The sequence below is a fragment of the Pseudophaeobacter sp. EL27 genome (assembly GCF_900313025.1).
Classification (GTDB): domain Bacteria; phylum Pseudomonadota; class Alphaproteobacteria; order Rhodobacterales; family Rhodobacteraceae; genus Pseudophaeobacter.
This window is the reverse complement of the sequence record NZ_OMPQ01000008.1, coordinates 306,611-323,689: the sequence shown is the minus strand read 5'-3', so window position 1 is coordinate 323,689 and position 17,079 is coordinate 306,611. Positions and strand designations below refer to the sequence as shown.

Genomic DNA, 17,079 nt, shown 5'->3' with positions numbered 1-17,079 from the left:
GTGCCACTACTCCCCGTTGTTCATTCCTGATCGCAGGCATGCCTGTATCGTCGAATGAGGACGACATGAAATTTAAATCCCTGGCCGCTCTGCTGGCCACCTCTGCAACATTGCTGAGCCCGGTTGCGGCTTCAGCGCACTTCCTGTTGCACTACACCGATAGCTCACTGATCGAACGCCCCGGCGATGTGCCGGTTGGTCTGATTTTTTGGCACCCCATGGCCAATGGCCACGCCATGGATATGGGCAAGCCGGAAGAGTTCTACATGATCCACAATGGCGAAAAGACCGACCTGTCTGATCGCCTGCAGCCAGCCACCTTCAAGGGTGCGGAAAATGAGTCCGCGGCCTATACCGCTTCGATTCCGGTCAAGCGTTCGGGTGACTATGTCGTGGTCACTGTTCCCGCGCCCTATTATGAGGAAAGCGAAGACATCTACATTCAGCAGATCACCAAATCTGTTCTGAACCGCAACACGCTGCCCACCGATTGGGACCAGCCAGTGGGGCTGCCAACCGAGATCCTGCCGCTGAACAAGCCCTATAACGTCATTGTTGGCTCCACCTTCTCGGGTCAGGTTCTGGCCGATGGCAAGCCTGTCGCAGGCGCTGAAATCGAGATTGAATTCATGGCATCAGAGCCTGATCTCGAAACCTTTGCCACCACAGATCCCACCACCGGAGAAATGCCAGGCGGCGCGATTGTTGCCATCTCGGATGCCAATGGCGTCTTTACCTTTGGCATTCCCAAGGCAGGATACTGGGGCTTTGCAGCTCTGGGGTCCGGACCTGCAACCGAGCATGAGGGCAAGGAACTCAGCCAGGATGCGGTGATCTGGATCGAAGCCACTGATCTGAAGTGAGGCTGACCCCATGCATATCGTAGATGGCGCATTGTCGAACCCGGTTGTGATCGCTGGCGCGGTTGCCGCTGTCGGCGGTATCGCCATGGGGCTGCGCAGCCTGCCGCTGGAGCGTATTCCTGCGGCAGGTGTTCTCTCCGCCAGTTTCTTTGTCGCCTCGCTGATCCATGTGCCGGTCGGTCCCAGTTCAGTGCATCTGATCCTGAACGGGTTGGCCGGGCTGGTGCTGGGCTGGGCGGCCTTCCCTGCGCTCTTTGTCGGGTTGCTTTTGCAGGCGGTGTTCTTTGGCTTTGGCGGTCTCACCGTATTGGGCGTCAATGCTGTCAATATCGCCCTGCCGGCCGTATTGGTCGGTCTGGCTTTCCGTCCTTTGGTGGCGCGTGGTTCGCCACTGCAGGGGGCAATCTGGGGTGGCATTGGTGGCGCAATGGCGATTGCACTGACCACTTTGGCCGTGGCGGTATCGCTGATGTTGTCGGGGGATGAATTCACCCTGGCAGCCAAACTGGTGTTTTTCTCCCATATCCCGGTGATGGTGATCGAAGGGCTGCTCTCTGCGGCCGCCATTTTCCTGGCCCGACGGGTCAAGCCGGAACTGTTCATCGACACAAAAGGACGCCTGGCATGATCCGCTCCATTGTCCTGAGCCTGGCCTTGCTGGCTCCGCTTCCCGCGCTGGCTCATAATGTGATTTCTTCGGTCTTCCCCTCAGGTACCGATATCGAAGGCGAGGTCGGTTTTTCCAATGGCGACATGGCGGTCGACCTGCTGATCGAGGTCTTTGACGAGGCGGGCACCAAATTGGGCGAAACCCGGACCGATGCTGATGGATTTTTCCTGTTCACACCCAAAGAGCCCGTGACGCATATCTTTCGCGGCGATCTTGGTGCCGGCCATGTGGCCGAGGTGCAGATGGCGGCCAATGAGGTGGCGGAACTGCTGGGTCAAAGCATCGCCACCCCGGCTGCCAGCGCCTCAGGGCAAGCGGCAACGGTTTCAGCCGACACAGCCCTGTCTGATCAATCCCGCGCCGAGCTGGCCACCATGATCCGCAACGAGCTGCGACCTCTGCGCCAGGAATTGACTGCCTTTAAGAACAAATCCAACTTCCAGTCTGTTCTGGGGGGTATTGGTTATATTTTTGGCCTCTTTGGTCTCGGCTTTTACATCGCTGCCCGCCGCAAGATGGACAACAACACATGACCTATGTGCTGACAGGTGAAAACGACTCCCTCAGCGGCTTTGCCGGGATGCGTGCCAAGGTTTCCACGCTGGATCCGCGTATGCGTATCGTGATGACGGCGCTCTACGCCGTGGTGGTGGTCGGGCTCAGCAATCTATGGGTTCTGACCTCTGCCTTAGGTCTGTCGCTGTCGCTATTGGCGCTGTCCGGCCTTCCCCCACGCAAAACACTGAAACGCATGGCAATGATGGACAGTTTCATCATCTTCATGCTGCTGCTTTTGCCCTTTACCATGCCCGGTGATGCGATGTTTTCGCTCTGGGGGCTCGAGGCCAGCTGGCAAGGCCTGTGGCGCGCGGTTGAGATCGCGCTTACGGCCAATGCGGTTATCCTGGCGGTGATGACCCTGGTTGGCACCATGGAGCCCGTCACCATGGGACATGCCCTGTTTGCGCTGAAAACGCCTGAGCGGCTGGTGCATCTGATGATGTTCACCATTCGCTACATCGACGTATTGCGCGAAGAATACCAACGCCTGCGCACCTCGATGAAGCTGCGCGGCTTTCGCCCTGGCACCAACTGGCACACCTACCGCAGCTATGGCTATCTGATCGGCATGATGCTGGTGCGGGCGATTGAACGCTCTGAACGTATCCTGGCGGCGATGAAATGCCGGGGGTTTTCCGGTCGCATCATCCTGCTGGAAGCCTTTCAGTTGCGGCGCGCCGATCTGCTCTTTGCTCTGACCCTGGGCGCAGCTCTTGCCACCCTGATCTGGGCCGAGGTGCACTATGCCACTTCTTGATCTGCAAGACATTCATTTTGGCTACCCTGGCCTTGACCCCGTGCTCGAGGGGGCCACGATGCAGTTGCAGCCCGGCGAGCGTCTATCGCTCATCGGCCCTAACGGTGCGGGAAAGTCGACCCTGCTGAAGATCATCATGGGGCTTTTGACGCCGACCAGCGGCAGCGTCACCGCCTTTGGCAAACCCTGCCTGGCCGAGGCCGATTTCCACGACATGCGCCGGCGGGTTGGCTTCGTGTTTCAAGATGCCGATGACCAGTTGTTCTGCCCCACCGTTGCCGAAGACGTGGCCTTTGGCCCGCTGAACCTGGGAAAATCCAAGGCCGAAGCACTTGCGATTGTCGACAGGGTGCTGTCCCGTCTGGATCTCGTGCATCTGCGGGACCGGGTGACGCATAAGCTGTCGGGTGGCGAAAAGCGCCTGGTCACTCTGGCTACCGTTCTGGCCATGGAGCCCGAGGTTCTGATCCTAGATGAGCCCACAAATGCGCTGGACCCCGACAATTATGCGCGGCTCACCGAGATCCTGACCGGGCTTGATCAGGCGATCTTGCTGGTCAGCCATGACCCTGAGTTTCGTGCCAAACTGGCACCGGGAGGTTACCAGCTGGTTGGGCGGCGTCTCGAACGAACCTGAGTGCAGGCGGCGCCGACTGCGCTGGTGCTCTTTTGTGCTCAGTGTAGGCGATCTCTCCCCTAGCATCGGGGGCAATATGTCATGACTGACTAGTAGAGATGAAGGAAAGGCTGGGTCAGACACCATCACAGGTCTCGGAGCAGGTTGAAAACGAGCTCCTGGAGGGCTTGAATCCTTGGCCCACGATGTCTCAGATCCACTTCAGAGCCCCGTTAGGGAACCTGATAGAGTCACATGCTGGTGGGGGCAGAAGGGGCATTCTGAACCCCTCTGAGCCAGAAATGTCCTACCTAGATCATGTTAGGAAGTACTGGCTGGGGTGGTGGAAAACCTAGCCTCTTGAGGTCGATCATCCGCTTAGTGGATCGGCTGACGAACCTAGGGCGGTTGCCTGGTCCTGAACCAACGTGCCTCCTTCGATGTCCACCGATCAAATTAGAGAACCGCTCTATGCGTCAAGACCCAGCCTTACAAATTGCTCGCTCGGGGCGTCGATGTTTTTCATCAACTCAATCATCTGGCTCTTAAGGCACTCTTCCACCTCAAAGCTCACTAACCCCACCGTTTGGCTTGGGTTTTCCTGTGTATCCCACAGCATGGTATCAAACTGCCGATCCCGCGCGACCCAGGTGACGTTTTCGATCTTCATGGTTTTGGCACCCTTTTGAAAATCAAAAGGCTCGGCTACCTGGAGGTCGTAGAAATCCTCAACCGCGAAATGCGCCCGCATATGGGTTGGCATGAGGGTGTATTGGTAAAGCGGCTTGTTCTCGGGATTTTGCGGAGCGCGCATGTAAACATATCGCCCATCGGTGATGTTCACATGCGCGCCATGCATCCCAAAAATTGCGGCCTCCCTTACTGGCGTATCGCTGGCGATAACACACGCCAGATCCTGCCCCGTCATGTCTTTGGTGGGCTGAAGGCCAAAGAAATTGAGCAGGGTTGGCGCGAGGTCAATTGAGGGTTGTACAAGGGATTGGCGTCTCTCACCGGAAATGCCAACACGTGGATCCCAGATGAAGAACGGTGTGTGGGCAATTTCCTGGTACATAGGCATCGACATCTTGCCCCACCAGTCGTGCTCACCCAGAAGAAAGCCGTGGTCCGTCCAAACAATCAGCATGGTGTCGTCCCACAGACCCTTGGCATCCATCATATCCATGACCTTGCCCAGATATTCGTCGCACATGCTCACAAGCGCAGCATATTCGACGCGCAGATGTTTGTTTTCTTCCGGATGATCATTGGTCCGCGCGTACATTGGCCAGTCAAAGAAGGGCCCGTCATAAGCATCGTGGTGCTCTTGGTAGAGTTCCTTATAACGGTCCAGCGTATAAAAGGGCTCGTGTGGGTCAAAGGTTTCGATATGCAGCATCCAGTTGTCGTGATCTGCATTCCTATCGATGAAATCCAGTCCTGCTTTGAAGGTCAGCGCTTGCGGCTGGTTCTCCTCAACATTCATGAAGCCGCGGTTGACCCAATCCTGTCGGGTCAGGTATCGCAGCCGATCCATGGATGCATCGCTTTCTTCAGGAAAGACTTTTCGGTAGTCTTCGAAAACCTTTTCTTCAGAATAGATGCCGTTTTTCCCAAAGGCGCCTTTGGGAATTTGGGGCTCATTCAGGTCACCGATCCAGGGGTCACCTTCCTGTCCGCGCCAGTATTGCCAAGTTGTGTAATGGGTATGGTAGTTCAGACCGCCATCTTCAAAATAGTGATTGTGGTCAGTGGTCAAATGGGTGTGGACCCCTGCGTCGCTTAGCATTTTGGGCATGCTGTCGTCGAAGGGCTCCAGCGGACCCCAGCTGCGATGCAGAAAATTCGGACGGCCCGTGTGCCAGTCTCGGCGCGCCGGCATGCAGGGCATGGAGCAGACATAGGAGGTATCAAATGTCACGGCGCGGTCTGAAAGACGCTGGAAGTTGGGGGCATGCACCCAGTCGTTCCCGTAGCTCGGCAAAAAATGGCGGCTGAGGGTGTCGAACATGACAACAATGGCTTTCATCAGACGGGGTCCTTTTTATCAAACACCACCCGGAAACCGATATGTCCGGTGGTCATGTCAGGGGCGGAAGCGCTACGGGCCGAAACCCGGTAACGCGCGCAATAGGATTTGTGGCACAGATGCGAGCCACCTTTCAGGACCTTGCCTTCGCCAAAGGGTGGCCCCTTTGGCTCCCGATCTGATCGGCTCAGGATATGGAAGTCACGGCTGAACCAGTCGGCAGTCCATTCCCAGACATTGCCAACCATATTGTACAGACCCAAGCGATTGGGCTTGAACGCATCCACCGGGCAGGTGCCAGCATAGCCATCGGCGGCCGTGTTTTCGCGAGGGAATTTGCCGCGCCAGATATTGCATCGAAAGCTGTCCACAGGTGAGGCATCGCCCCAGGGGTAGCGTTTCTGATCAAGCCCGCCTCTGGCGGCGAATTCCCATTCGGCTTCGGTTGCCAGACGTCCACCGGCCCAGTCGGCATATGCAACGGCATCGTGCCATGAGACATGAACAACCGGATGGGTTTCTTTACCTGTAACGTCTGATCCCGGCCCGGTGGGGGCCCGCCAGCAGGCGCCTTCGGTTTTGCGCCACCATGACCCTGATCTTTCCAGCTCAGCCTCTGTTGGATCAAACACAAAGGACCAGCCAAAACCCTCTGCCGTTGAGACATGGCCGGTTTCGTCGATGAACCGCTGATACTGCGCATTGGTGATCGTGCCAGGGGTCATCCCAAAACCGGAGACTGAGATACTGCGTACGGGTTCTTCGCCGTCATCTTTCTGGCAGCTGCGTTTGGCCCCCATGCGGAACCGGCCGCCTTTCAAAGAGACGCAGTCAAGCGAGGCTGTATTGGAAAATCCTGTCATTTCTCATGTGTAGCACCGGTAACCCAGTAACCAAATCCACGAAAATCTCAACTTTTCCCTGCACAAAATATTATGATGAAACAGAACCCACTAAAAAGCTGGCGAGATTTTCAGCCGATTGTCCGGTTGTGACATGACGCGGCAGGCCCAGGTAATACCCAAAACCCGTGACCAGCGCATTGTCCGTAAGCTCTACCAGCGTGCCGCTGTTCAAATGGGCCTGTAGCAAGGCGCGGCTGCCCAAAATGACCCCATCGCCTCTGACGGCAGCATCCACCGCCAGGATGTAGTCGGAAAACACGATCCGCGGCGACAAACCGGCGGGATCAACACCGGCCCATTCAAACCAATCCAGCAGGGTCACACTGTTTACGCCGGATCGGCCGTAGTCATACAGAGCCAGCCTCAAAAGGTCACTGGCACATAGGTTGGCGGGGCGATCCTTGATCCCTGATCTCTGTAGAAAATCGGGGGATGCCACCGGGATCAGCTCCTCGCTCAACAGTGGCGAGAGCTTCCAATCCGGGTGTGTCCCCTTGGAAAACACGATTGCCAGTTCGCTATCGGATTGTGCCAACTCACTCAGATTGTCGGTGGTGGTCAACCGAACCGAGATCTCGGGAAATTTTTCATTGAAGCGTTGCAGGCGCTGGCCCAACCACAGATGTGAAATCGCCGCTGAGGCGGAAATTGACAGGGTCGTGTGGGTTTGAGTTGCGGTCAACTCGTCCAGTTCACTGCCCAGATACTCTAACGAAGCCTGCACCCGCAGAAACAACCGCTCTCCCTTGGGCGTCAGGGTCAACTGCCGTCCGTTGCGGGAGTAGAGGGTAAACCCCAGCATGTCTTCCAGGTGTTTGATCCGCCTGCTGACAGCTGCCTGCGTGACCGACAATTCCCGCGCCGCAGCCGAAAAGCTCATCAGTCGGGCCGTACAGTCAAACACGCGCAGCGCATCAAGAGAGACAATATCGATCAGGCGCCGTTTCATAACTCCTACTGTAGGATATGGCGCTTGCTTGTCCAACCGGGTTATCCTTCGTGGGTTTCCATCCCCCAGGCCTTCAGCAGCTTGGGCAATGCGATATTCCAGTCCATGACACCGGATTTGGCAGCCCAGTCCTCATATTGCCGGATCATGTCGCGGGCCCGGGCCTCGTCACCTTTGATGATGTTGTTCAGCTCGGTGCGATCCGCCTCTATGTCATAGAGTTCCCAGTCATGGTCATGCAGGCGCACGAGCTTGAACTGACCCTGGCGGATCGCTGCATTGCCTTCGTGTTCAAAGAAGATCGGCTGTTCGCGATCCCAGGCGTGATCCCGGAACAGATCAAGCAGGCTTTCCCCCTGCATCGGCTGGATCTCGTGTCCACCGAGTTCCTTCAGGTAGCTGGCGCCGGTGGCTTCGAGGATGGTGGGCAGAATATCAACCACATGACAGGCCGCCTGCGCGGGGCCACGGGCGCCAAACCCTTTGGGCCAATGGGCCACGAGTGGGGTCGAGATGCCGCCCTCATGGACATAGTGTTTGAACAGCCGGAAGGGCGCATTTGAGACATTGGCCCAGGGCTTGTCATAACTTTGGAAGGTCTGGGCATTGCCGGGGCGCAGGTCGGGGACATTGCCCATGGTGATTTTTCGTCCGTCCTGGGTGACATCGGGATAAAACTGCGCCCAGCCGTCTTCGGCCATGAATTCGGCGCAGCCGCCATTGTCAGACAAAAACAGGATCAGCGTATCGTCGAACTGATCCAGCCGTTTGAGTGCTGCTATCAAGGTGCCAATGGATTGATCCATCCGGTCGACCATTGCAGCATAGGTCGCCATTTTGCTGGCCTCCCAGTCCTGATGGGTTTCCGCCTGCCAGGGATGAACGTCTTTGTCACGGGCGGAGATATCCCACTGCGTATGGAACAGACCTTTTGCGTTCATGGTTTCGTGCCGCGCCGTGCGGGTAGCGTCCCATCCTTTGCTATACACACCGTCGTAGCGGGCAATATCTTCGGGATGGGCATGCAGGGGCCAATGCGGCGCAGTATGGGCGAGATAGAGGAAAAACGGTTTTTCGTCCTCCACGGAATCCTCAATCATGCCGATGGCCTTATCGGTGATTGCATCGGTGAAATAGAAATCATCGGGCACCACCTGGACGCGGCTGTCGTCCTCCATCATGTAGTGCGGTGAAAAGAAATGGGTGGCGCCGTCCATGATGCCATAGAACCGGTCAAACCCCCGCTGGCGCGGCGTTGGGTGCTCGACCTCACCGGGGCGCCAGCTGTCGTAGTCACGCGCATCAAAATCCCCGGCGACATGCCATTTTCCGGACATCAAGGTGCGGTAGCCCGCGTCGCGCAGGTGTTCGGCGATGGTTGCGCCGTCATTGCGCAAAAAGCCCTGATAGGCAGGGGTGCCAAGGTTTGCACCCATGTGGCCAACCCCTGCGTCATGCGGGTAAAGCCCGGTCAACAGGGAGGCCCGCGTGGGGCAGCAGCGGGCGCAGTTATACATGGAGGTCAGCAAGGCGCCGTCCCTTGCCAGCCCGTCGATGTTTGGGGTTTGGATTTCTGATCCGGTGCAACCGAGATCGGCAAAGCCCATGTCGTCTGCAAGGATTAAGATAACATTGGGTCTGCGGGTCATGGTTGCACCTTTCAGGTCGTCACGTTTGCGGGCTCAGGGCTGCGAAAAGCAGCCATCACGGTCTAGCTGATCCAGAGAGGGCAGCACTTTTACTTCCAGATACTCCTCAAGGCCAAACTTCCCGCCCTCGCGACCATTTCCGGACTGTTTATAGCCACCATAAGGCGACCCATACGATGTGCCGCAGCCGTTGATGGCCACCGCACCGGCACGCAATTCGCCAGAGACCCGCGCTGCGCGCGCCTTGCTGCCGGTCTGCACATAGGCGTAGAGGCCAAAGTCGCTGTCGTTGGCAATGGCGATGGCTTCCTCTTCGCTGTCAAAGGGGATTACCACCAGTACAGGGCCAAAGATCTCTTCGCGGGCGATGCGCATGTCATTGTGGACATCGGCAAACACTGTTGGCCGTGCGTACCAACCCTGCTCAAAACCTTCCGGCTTGCCCAATCCGCCAGCCAGGAGCGTTGCGCCTTCATCAATGCCGATCTGGATCATGGCCTGGACACGGTCATATTGCATCTGATCGAACAGAGGGCCGATGTGGTCACCTTCCTCTGTTGGATTGCCAATCTGCTGAGCCTCAGCCGCGCGTTTTGCGATTTCCAGCGCCTCGGCGTAGCAGCTCCGTTCCACCAACAGGCGGGTCGGCGCATTGCAGGACTGGCCGGTATTGTGAAAACACTCCTGCACCGAAGCGGTGACACGCGTCTCAAGATCGCAGTCGGCAAACAGCAGGTTGGGCGATTTGCCGCCCAGCTCCAGCGCCACGCGCTTGACGGTGTCAGCGCTATCCTTGGAAACCAGAACGCCAGCTCGGGTTGATCCGGTAAAGGACATCATGGTGATATCGGGATGTTTAGACAGCGCGGCACCGACCTCGGGTCCGTTGCCAAAGACCAGGTTAAACACACCAGCAGGATAGCGCGCTTCATCTACCATCTCAGCAAAGAGGGCCGCAGAAAGTGGCGTATATTCTGAAGGTTTCAACACGCAGGTTGCGCCAACGGCCAGGGCCGGCAGCACCTTTTGGGTGATCTGGTTGATCGGCCAGTTCCAGGGGGTGATCAGCCCGCAAACGCCAATGGGATCGCGCAGCACAACGTCGCCATTGGGCAGGGTCTCTTGGTCTTCCATCGCCTCCAGAATATCGGCGAAGTCCTCGGCATAGGCGATGCCACAGGCGGCCTGTTCTTCGCGGGCCATGGTGAGCGGAGCGCCCATCTCCTGGCTGATCGCCTTGGCCATTTCCTCGTTACGCGCCTCCATGACATCACGCAGGCGCCGCAACAGCGCCAAGCGCTCGGATTTGGAGGTTTTTGAAAAGCTCTCAAAGGCGCGGGAGGCGGCGGCAACGGCGCGGTCGACATCCGCTCCGGTACCGAGCGAGACGCTGCCGATCTGGCTGTTGGTCGCCGGGTTCATGATGGGGAAGGCGCTGGGGTCAACGGGATCGACCCAGGCGCCGTCAATGTAGAACTTGTCACAAAGGATCATGCTGTTGTCTTTTCTCTAGATGTCACTGAACGACGGGCTCGTGGGCCAGTTCGAGGTGGAGTTTTGTGCCAGTGTAAGGGCTTGCGGCAATGGCGGCATCATCAAGTTCAACTCCTAGCCCCGGCTCGGTGGAGGGGATGACATAGCCCTCTTCCCAGGTGATCGAGGATTTCAGGCCGGACATGTAGGGCCCTTCAAAGGTGCCGATGCTCTCCAGGATCAAAAAATTGGGGCTACAGGTGCCGATCTGAATGTTCGCAGCCGCCACCACAGGGCCACAGTAGAGATGCGGCGCAATCTGCGCCTGCCGGGTTTCCGCCATACTTGCGATCTTTTTCGCCTCGAGTAGCCCGCCAACACGTCCCAGATCCAGTTGCAGGATCGAGGCAGCCCCTGTTTCCAGAACACGGGCAAATTCATGCTTGGTACACAGCCGCTCCCCGGTGGCAATCGGGACAGAGGTGAAGCGGGCAATCTCGGCCATATCGGCGGGGTTTTCCGGCGTTGTGGGTTCTTCGAACCACAGGGGTTCATAGGGCTCCAGCCGTCGCGCCATGCGTTTGGCACCGGAGACGGTGAATTGACCATGGGTGCCGAACAACAGGTCGGCGCGGGTGCCCACAGCCTCACGGATGCGTTTGCAGAACTGTTCACTGCGCTCCAGATCCTCCATGCGGGGCTGGTGCCCGTCATAGATGGTATAGGGGCCGGCCGGGTCAAATTTGATGGCGGTAAAGCCCTCATTCACCCGCTGCAAAGCAACCTCAGCAGCCATGTCCGGATCGTTGTAGACATTGGGCGCGTCCGGGTCGGGGTATACATCGCCCTCAGTCGGGTAGAGATAGGTATAGCTGCGCAGTCGCTCATGCACCTTGCCGCCCATCAGCTCGTAGACCGGTTTGCCCGCCGCCTTGCCGATGATGTCCCAACAGGCCATTTCCAAACCGCTGAGCACGCCCATCACGGTCACATCCGGGCGCAGGGTAAAGCCGGCGCCATAGGATTGCCGCCAGAGCTTTTCGATATGGTGCGGATCTGCCCCATAAAATTGCCGCGCAAACATCTCTTCCGCCATGGCGCAGCACAGATCGGGCCCAAATGTGGCGTTGTAGATCTCGCCCACTCCGGTAATGCCGCAGGCGGTGGTCAGCCGCACAAAGATGAAATAGCGGCCGCCGTGGCGCGGGGGTGGGTTGCCAAAGACAAAGGTTTCGATCTTGTCGAGTTTCATCGGTTTTATCCTGTTATTCAGCCGCTTGAGCAAGGTTTGAATTGTCTTCGAGCACCAGATCGGCGGCACGTGCCGCGAGCATCATGGTTGGGGCATTGGTGTTGCCGGATGTGATGTTGGGAAAGGCTGAGGCATCAATCACCCGCAACCCCGTTAGCCCGTGTACCCGCAACCGGGCGTCCAATACTGAATCGCCCGCATCCTTGCCCATGCGACAGGTGCAGGTGGGGTGGAAAACGGTCCCGGCGCGCGCGCGGAAGTTTTCCAGCAGTGCTTCGTCATCCATGGTCAAAATGTCGGGATCCCGCCGTGCTCGGGTGACAGCCTGTATCGATGGGGCCTGTGCCAGGTCTTGCAACAGGTGGCTGGCGCGGATGGCTGTCTGGCGATCTTCTTCGGTCGCCAGTGAGTTCGGCTGGATCACGGGAGCATCGTTGGGATTGGCAGAGCGCAGGGTGATCTCGCCCCGGCTGGTCGGGCGGCTAGGCTGCACACAGAGCAAAAATCCGTTGTCCCGGTCGATCTGCGGTTTTCCATTGGGCAATGTCGCATAGGAGGCCGGGTTGCAATAGATCTGCACATCCGGGAGCAGGGCACCTCTGGTGCGGGCAAACCCACTGCATTGATTGACCGGGACGCTCAATGGGCCACGGCGGGTCAGCACATAGCGCAGCCCCGCCTTGAACTGGCCCCAGCGATTGCCCAGGGTGGCATTCAAGGTCTCCGATTTGGACCAGAAGAAATGCGACAGCGCCAAATGGTCCTGAAGCCCGCGACCGACCTCAGGCAGGTTATGGGTAACTTCAATTCCGTGGGTTTTCAGCATTTCTGCCGGACCAATCCCGGACAGATGCAGGATGTGCGGCGAGCTAACGGCGCCTGCGCTCAGGATAACCTCTCGTGCGGCTGTGACCTCGTGGACCTTGCCTGCCTTGCAATAGCGCAGGCCTGTGGCGCGTGTGCCTTGCATCACGATCTTCTCAACCTGGGCCTGACGGATAACGGTGAGGTTTGGGCGCGACAGGGCAGGGCGCAGGAAAGCATCGGCTGCCGACCAGCGAAACCCGTTGCGTACGGTGCTACGGACATAGCTCAAACCTTCGCCGGGGACTTGATTGCTGCCCTCGCCAGGCAGGGCATTCATATCGGTGGAAGTGGGCCAGCCCATATCCCGTGCCGCTGCCAGGAAATTCTGCGAAAAGGGATGCATTCGATCCTGCAGATCGGCGACCCGAATGGGGCCATCTCCGCGCAGGCGTCTGTTGCCTTCCGGATCGGTTTCGTCGTTGCTCTCCAGGGCATCAAAGATTTGCTGAACGGCATCCCAGCCCCAGCCATGCGCGCCAGCCTCTTCCCAATCATCGAAATCATGGGGCAGCCCCCGCACATAGGCCATGGCATTGATGGAGCTGGAACCGCCGATGACCTTGCCGCGCGGCCAATAGCCCCTGCGGTTCTGCAGCCCAGGGTCGGGCTCTGCCGAAAAGCGCCAATTCACCGCCGGATCCGAAAAAGTGAAGCCATAGCCGACCGGTATCTTGATCCAAGCGCGACGATCACTTCCGCCGGCCTCCAGCAAAAGCACCTGATGGCGCCCACATTGGCTGAGCTTGTCGGCCAATACACAGCCAGCTGAGCCGGCGCCGACGATTATGAAGTCGAATGTTTGCATGGTGGGTGCTTTCCTAACCTTGCCAGAACATGAAAGCAGTATTAGGCGTAAATCAAACAACGGGTTTTCACCCATAGGCATCATTAAGGTTAAGTATCTGTATGAATACCCTGCCGCATGTGACCTGGCTCAAGGCCTTTGAATCCGCAGCCCGCCATAACAGCTTTGCTGCGGCGGCGAGCGAGTTGGGCCTGACCCCTGCCGCAATCAGCCAGCAAATCAGACACCTCGAGCAACATCTGGACGCGCAGTTGTTCAAACGCTTGCCGCGCGGTGTGACCCTGACAGACATCGGTCAGGCCTATGCGCAGACGATTGGAAAATCCTTTGAAGACATGGCACTGGCCACCAACGGGTTGTTTGGTAAAAAACGCACCCGAATTCTACGGGTGCGTGCGTCTATTTCCTGCGCGGCGCTGGTGATTGGCCCGCGGCTCGCGGAATTCAAGGCGGTGCATCCGGATATTCTGGTGCAAATGACAACATCGGTCTGGGCGGATCGTTTTGATGACGAGACACTGGATATTGATATCCGCTACGGGCTGGGCAATTGGGGTGAGGCGCAGATTGTGCATCTTGGTCATGAATCTGCAGTGCCCGTGTGCCGGGCGGACTATGCCCAGAGCTTTGGCGAGGATCTGACGATCCAATCCCTGGCCGCTGGCGATGTGGTTCAGATCATCGGGTCCGAGACCGATTGGGGCAAGCTGTCGGAGCTACATAATCTTGGCCTGACGGTGACGACCGATTGGCTGAAGGCGGATTCATCACTGATCGCCCTGCAGACGGTGTCTGCCGGGCAGGGTGTCACCATGGTGCTGGAGAGTTTTGCCAGACAATATCTGGATCAGGGGCTTTTGATTGCGCCCGTTCCCTACCGCTTGCCCAAGCGGCGGTCGCACTATCTGATTGTAAACGATCGCGCCCAACCCAGAGAGGAAGTCAGGCTGTTCTGCAATTGGGTGCAATCCCTGTATCAGGAAGTGAGCCGCGTTGATGCCGAGCAAATGAATTGAGCCCCTCTGAAACCCGAAGGGCCGCCAAAGCAGGCCTGGTGAGGAGCTGCTTTGACTGACCGCCTTTCGCCTCTCTCCGCTACCGACCTTGCGCCCATGATCCCACAAATTGCGTCCTATTGGTACTGGGATCGGTCATCTGCGGTGGTTGGCAGAAAGGCCCGATAGGGGCCACGGCATCCAGCCGTTCATCCCGTGAGCCACTGTTTTGGTAAGGCAGCTCAATGCCCAAAGCGGTCTCAAGACGATAGAGCGAAAATTGTGATAGCTGCCCTTCAGTGCGCCGATCGCGAACTGGCAAACTGCGAACTATACTGCCGTTCGTTTAAGTTGCATCATCTCACTGTTTGTCACTATTTTAAGGGCTAACAGATAGAAGCTCCACCTAGCGGAATAGCCATAAGTACAAGAGAAATGAAAGTTTTCGACGAACCTCACTTTCGATTGCTACGGTTAGCTGCACGTTTCCGGCCAACGCCCGAGACAAATATTAGAAAAGTAGACTCAGCAGAAGTCGCGCCAGTCATCGATAGCTTGATGAACATTGGGATTTACGCGGATGAATTTGCCTACCTTGCAAACCCGGAACTAAACTATTTTGAGATGCTAGCGAAATTGGGAGGTTTTCTGGCATCTCTCAGTTGGAAACCTCTAAGTGAAGAACAAGAGTTTCGTTTTCTCACAGCTGCTTATGCCGAATTAGGGGCGAGAGGCGACCATGTGGCATACTATGCCATTACTCGATGGATGGAGGATGTGGGGCGGGAAATGGATGAAAGTTTCTGTGTCCAATTCGTTGCGGATGGTATCGAGGCGGAGCAGCTGTATGGCTGTTATTATTCTTACTCTGCTGTGACAGGCGGAGACCTCATCCCCAGTGTTGAAGACCCGCAGACTCATGATTGGAGGATGGAGGGCGACTATCGCCCAAAGAAGGTGTTTGCAAAATGGCTCGCCGTTCACCCCGAAGACAAGAAACTGAATCGTCCCTTCGATGAAGATCTGTTAAGCGACCTTTTTGCATGATTTGAGGCAGCCGGCTTTCTGAATGGCAGCATTCGCACTTAGGGCTCCCTGCGGACATTAGCGGGAGCGCGGCGGCGTTGATCAGCTTGAGCGGCTGCTCAGCGGACCTAGCGGTCGTTGACTTTCGGCGATGTATGTCCTCGTCATGTACTAGAGCAGAACAAGGTTTGAAGGTGAGTTGTGTTGATTTCAGATTTGGAGGCCCGTCAAATTGCCGAGAAGCATCTAAAGCTTACCAACCCGAAATTTTTCTACAAATTTTATGGCATCCACAGGGACAACGATACAGCCTCGCCGCTTTCTGTGATGTTCTTGTGGAGCAAACAGCCTGATAGATTTACCATTGATGGACCAATTGTTGTTGAGGTGGACCCCACTAAAGCCTGTGTTAAAAATCGTGATTGATTATTTCTGGTAGATTAGAGTTTCATGTCCGCTTCGGGCTCTAAGCCGACCTTCGCTGCAGGATACGTTTTGCGGCTCTCTACTGACATTCGCCACCACCTGCACCCACCGGGACATAATACTAACAGGGTTCGAAACAGATCGTTGAGGCGACGTCGCATCGGATGAAACAAGGGTCTGTCAACGTTGCGCCGTTGTATGATCTGAGGAGCTGAAGAGCTTCTGATTTTACTATTATGGCCGAAGGGCCTAAAAAGCGACAATCGTCTGGTGAGGGACGTCTACAAACACAACATGAAGGCGTCCCCATGGCCACCAAGACGAAACTGCATCCCCGCAACCAGCACGCAGAAGGCTACGATTTCGCGCGATTGGTGGCGCAGACGCCTGAGCTTGAGGCCTTCACCATCTGTAACCCAACCGGCCAGACGACGATTGACTTCCAAGACGTGGGCGCGGTCCGTATGCTTAATCGGGCACTGCTAAAGACCCATTACAACATCGATTATTGGGATATTCCCGCCGGGTATTTGTGCCCCCCAATTCCTGGCCGGGTTGACTACATCCACTACCTCGCGGATCTGCTTGCTGACAGCAACAATCAGGAAATCCCGCGTGGGCGTCATATCAAGGTGCTGGATATCGGCACCGGTGCCAGCCTGGTGTACCCGCTGACGGGCCAGAGCGAATACGGCTGGGACTTCACTGGTGTCGACATAGACGCAGGTGCGATCAAATCGGCGGGGCAAATTTGTGACTTCAACAAATTGGCAATTACCCTGAGGCGACAAAGCAAACGTGAGAATATCTTTCGCGGCGTGATCCAGCCCAAAGATGTGTTTCATCTGACCATGTGCAACCCACCTTTCCATAGCTCTACCGAAGCGGCGAACAAGGGGACACAACGCAAGTGGGCGAACCTTGGCAAAGGGCGTTCAACCAAACTCAACTTTGGTGGCCAAAATGCTGAACTTTGGTGCCCTGGTGGTGAGATAAAGTTTATCGCCCGCATGGTTGAACAGAGCACGGAGTTCGCCGATCAATGCCTGTGGTTTACCTCTTTGGTGTCGAAAAAGGCAAACCTCCAACCCCTCGATCGCATTCTGGGGAAGGCCAGGGTCGATGAGTATAAAATCGTCGAAATGGCACAGGGGCAAAAGACAAGCCGGTTTATCGCCTGGACCTACATGAAGAAGAACCAACGCTCAAAGTTTGCAAAGAACGCACGCACATAGA

The 17,079-nt window shown here is 56.8% G+C and carries 16 protein-coding genes; 9 read left to right on the top strand and 7 right to left on the bottom strand.

Annotated elements, in window-relative coordinates:
• Nucleotides 1-65: 65 nt before the first annotated feature.
• The 5 genes from ED661_RS06100 to ED661_RS06080 are packed head-to-tail and all read left to right on the top strand — an operon-like array spanning nt 66 to nt 3,488.
• Nucleotides 66-863 (top strand): DUF4198 domain-containing protein, encoded by a 798-nt coding sequence (locus tag ED661_RS06100; protein WP_122073030.1) that lies wholly within the window; start codon nt 66-68, stop codon nt 861-863.
• A gap of 10 nt (nt 864-873) precedes the next feature.
• Nucleotides 874-1,491, top strand: coding sequence for a cobalt transporter CbiM (gene cbiM, locus ED661_RS06095; protein ID WP_122073029.1), 618 nt, complete (start codon nt 874-876; stop codon nt 1,489-1,491).
• Nucleotides 1,488-2,066 (top strand): cobalt ABC transporter permease, encoded by a 579-nt coding sequence (locus ED661_RS06090; protein ID WP_122073028.1) that lies wholly within the window; start codon nt 1,488-1,490, stop codon nt 2,064-2,066. Before cbiM ends, ED661_RS06090 begins: the two co-directional genes overlap by 4 nt.
• On the top strand, nt 2,063-2,851 hold the full coding sequence (gene cbiQ, locus ED661_RS06085; RefSeq protein ID WP_122073027.1) for a cobalt ECF transporter T component CbiQ: 789 nt from the start codon (nt 2,063-2,065) through the stop codon (nt 2,849-2,851). Before ED661_RS06090 ends, cbiQ begins: the two co-directional genes overlap by 4 nt.
• Complete coding sequence (locus tag ED661_RS06080; protein WP_122073026.1) at nt 2,838-3,488, top strand: energy-coupling factor ABC transporter ATP-binding protein; 651 nt, start codon at nt 2,838-2,840, stop codon at nt 3,486-3,488. Before cbiQ ends, ED661_RS06080 begins: the two co-directional genes overlap by 14 nt.
• Before the next feature lie 448 nt (nt 3,489-3,936).
• Here the strand turns inward: ED661_RS06080 and ED661_RS06070 are convergent, their stop codons facing one another.
• The 7 genes from ED661_RS06070 to ED661_RS06040 all read right to left on the bottom strand — a co-directional run bounded on the left by ED661_RS06070 (nt 3,937) and on the right by ED661_RS06040 (nt 13,396).
• Nucleotides 3,937-5,496 (bottom strand): sulfatase, encoded by a 1,560-nt coding sequence (locus ED661_RS06070; protein ID WP_122073024.1) that lies wholly within the window; start codon nt 5,494-5,496, stop codon nt 3,937-3,939.
• Nucleotides 5,496-6,359: a formylglycine-generating enzyme family protein gene (locus ED661_RS06065; RefSeq protein WP_122073023.1), complete on the bottom strand. Its 864-nt coding sequence runs from the start codon at nt 6,357-6,359 to the stop codon at nt 5,496-5,498. Before ED661_RS06065 ends, ED661_RS06070 begins: the two co-directional genes overlap by 1 nt.
• 70 nt (nt 6,360-6,429) lie before the next feature.
• Nucleotides 6,430-7,350, bottom strand: coding sequence for a LysR substrate-binding domain-containing protein (locus tag ED661_RS06060; RefSeq protein ID WP_216822440.1), 921 nt, complete (start codon nt 7,348-7,350; stop codon nt 6,430-6,432).
• Nucleotides 7,351-7,391: 41 nt separating this feature from the next.
• Entirely contained in the window at nt 7,392-8,999 is a 1,608-nt protein-coding gene (locus tag ED661_RS06055) for an arylsulfatase (protein WP_122073022.1), read from the bottom strand.
• Nucleotides 9,000-9,032: 33 nt separating this feature from the next.
• The gene (locus tag ED661_RS06050; RefSeq protein WP_122073021.1) at nt 9,033-10,493 is read right to left on the bottom strand and encodes an aldehyde dehydrogenase family protein; all 1,461 of its coding nucleotides are present in this window, start codon (nt 10,491-10,493) and stop codon (nt 9,033-9,035) included.
• A gap of 22 nt (nt 10,494-10,515) precedes the next feature.
• The gene (locus ED661_RS06045) at nt 10,516-11,724 is read right to left on the bottom strand and encodes a mandelate racemase/muconate lactonizing enzyme family protein (RefSeq protein ID WP_122073020.1); all 1,209 of its coding nucleotides are present in this window, start codon (nt 11,722-11,724) and stop codon (nt 10,516-10,518) included.
• A 13-nt stretch (nt 11,725-11,737) separates the two neighbouring features.
• Nucleotides 11,738-13,396: a GMC family oxidoreductase gene (locus ED661_RS06040; protein ID WP_122073019.1), complete on the bottom strand. Its 1,659-nt coding sequence runs from the start codon at nt 13,394-13,396 to the stop codon at nt 11,738-11,740.
• A 101-nt stretch (nt 13,397-13,497) separates the two neighbouring features.
• Between ED661_RS06040 and ED661_RS06035 the strand changes: the two genes are divergently transcribed.
• The 4 genes from ED661_RS06035 (at nt 13,498) to rlmF (ending at nt 17,078) form a co-directional block, all read left to right on the top strand.
• The gene (locus ED661_RS06035; protein ID WP_122073018.1) at nt 13,498-14,412 is read left to right on the top strand and encodes a LysR substrate-binding domain-containing protein; all 915 of its coding nucleotides are present in this window, start codon (nt 13,498-13,500) and stop codon (nt 14,410-14,412) included.
• Nucleotides 14,413-14,826: 414 nt separating this feature from the next.
• Nucleotides 14,827-15,438, top strand: a complete 612-nt coding sequence (locus ED661_RS06030; protein ID WP_162930056.1) for a hypothetical protein — start codon at nt 14,827-14,829, stop codon at nt 15,436-15,438.
• A 183-nt stretch (nt 15,439-15,621) separates the two neighbouring features.
• Nucleotides 15,622-15,843 carry a hypothetical protein gene (locus ED661_RS06025; protein WP_162930055.1) on the top strand — a complete coding sequence of 74 codons (222 nt, stop codon included), beginning with the start codon at nt 15,622-15,624 and terminating at the stop codon, nt 15,841-15,843.
• Between the two features lie 236 nt (nt 15,844-16,079).
• Nucleotides 16,080-17,078 (top strand): 23S rRNA (adenine(1618)-N(6))-methyltransferase RlmF, encoded by a 999-nt coding sequence (rlmF, locus tag ED661_RS06020; protein ID WP_122073015.1) that lies wholly within the window; start codon nt 16,080-16,082, stop codon nt 17,076-17,078.
• Nucleotide 17,079 lies beyond the last annotated feature (1 nt).

Excerpts from the sequence above, each read along its gene's own strand:
- ED661_RS06050 (WP_122073021.1), bottom strand. The coding sequence starts at position 10,493 with ATGATCCTTTGTGACAAGTTCTACATTGACGGCGCCTGGGTCGATCCC.
- ED661_RS06070 (WP_122073024.1), bottom strand. The coding sequence starts at position 5,496 with ATGAAAGCCATTGTTGTCATGTTCGACACCCTCAGCCGCCATTTTTTG.
- ED661_RS06045 (WP_122073020.1), bottom strand. The coding sequence starts at position 11,724 with ATGAAACTCGACAAGATCGAAACCTTTGTCTTTGGCAACCCACCCCCG.
- rlmF (WP_122073015.1), top strand. The coding sequence starts at position 16,080 with ATGGCCGAAGGGCCTAAAAAGCGACAATCGTCTGGTGAGGGACGTCTA.
- cbiM (WP_122073029.1), top strand. The coding sequence starts at position 874 with ATGCATATCGTAGATGGCGCATTGTCGAACCCGGTTGTGATCGCTGGC.
- ED661_RS06060 (WP_216822440.1), bottom strand. The coding sequence starts at position 7,350 with ATGAAACGGCGCCTGATCGATATTGTCTCTCTTGATGCGCTGCGCGTG.
- ED661_RS06100 (WP_122073030.1), top strand. The coding sequence starts at position 66 with ATGAAATTTAAATCCCTGGCCGCTCTGCTGGCCACCTCTGCAACATTG.
- ED661_RS06090 (WP_122073028.1), top strand. The coding sequence starts at position 1,488 with ATGATCCGCTCCATTGTCCTGAGCCTGGCCTTGCTGGCTCCGCTTCCC.
- ED661_RS06055 (WP_122073022.1), bottom strand. The coding sequence starts at position 8,999 with ATGACCCGCAGACCCAATGTTATCTTAATCCTTGCAGACGACATGGGC.
- ED661_RS06065 (WP_122073023.1), bottom strand. The coding sequence starts at position 6,359 with ATGACAGGATTTTCCAATACAGCCTCGCTTGACTGCGTCTCTTTGAAA.
- cbiQ (WP_122073027.1), top strand. The coding sequence starts at position 2,063 with ATGACCTATGTGCTGACAGGTGAAAACGACTCCCTCAGCGGCTTTGCC.
- ED661_RS06080 (WP_122073026.1), top strand. The coding sequence starts at position 2,838 with ATGCCACTTCTTGATCTGCAAGACATTCATTTTGGCTACCCTGGCCTT.
- ED661_RS06030 (WP_162930056.1), top strand. The coding sequence starts at position 14,827 with ATGAAAGTTTTCGACGAACCTCACTTTCGATTGCTACGGTTAGCTGCA.
- ED661_RS06035 (WP_122073018.1), top strand. The coding sequence starts at position 13,498 with ATGAATACCCTGCCGCATGTGACCTGGCTCAAGGCCTTTGAATCCGCA.
- ED661_RS06040 (WP_122073019.1), bottom strand. The coding sequence starts at position 13,396 with ATGCAAACATTCGACTTCATAATCGTCGGCGCCGGCTCAGCTGGCTGT.